General features: G+C 58.7%; 1 protein-coding gene. It reads left to right on the forward strand.

Annotation, left to right across the window (positions count from 1 at the left end; all coding sequences use genetic code 11):
* Positions 1-161 precede the first annotated feature (161 nt).
* The coding region (locus SB764_RS38760; RefSeq protein WP_410866573.1) for a hypothetical protein at positions 162-363 on the forward strand (202 nt) is incomplete at its 3' end.

A 363-nucleotide genomic window follows, 5' to 3' on the forward strand; every position in this document is an offset into this window, starting at 1 on the left:
CGAGGAAGGCCGTTTCGCCGATTTTTATGCGGAAACCATAGAGATGTGGGCGCGCGGCGACATAGACCCCGTCTGACGCTTCCCGACCCTCTCTCCTGTTTCGGACGCTTTCATTGGCACATGCGCCTTACGTTCTTTTCCGGGATGACACGACCGGCACGGTGACAGCCTTCACCGAGCCGGAAGAGATCATCGTCGCGGACGAGCCTGAGGCATTTTTTGCGGCGCTGAAGCGCATGGAGCAGCTGCGTCGCGACGGGAAATATCTTGCCGGCTATATGTCCTACGAGGCCGGTTTCCTGTTCGAGCCTAAACTTGCGCCTTTTGCGGCCGAGCCCCGCAACGTGCCGTTTTTACGATTCG

Source organism: Paraburkholderia sp. SIMBA_027 (assembly GCF_046535315.1).
In the GTDB taxonomy this organism is placed as follows: Bacteria; Pseudomonadota; Gammaproteobacteria; order Burkholderiales; family Burkholderiaceae; genus Paraburkholderia; species Paraburkholderia tropica.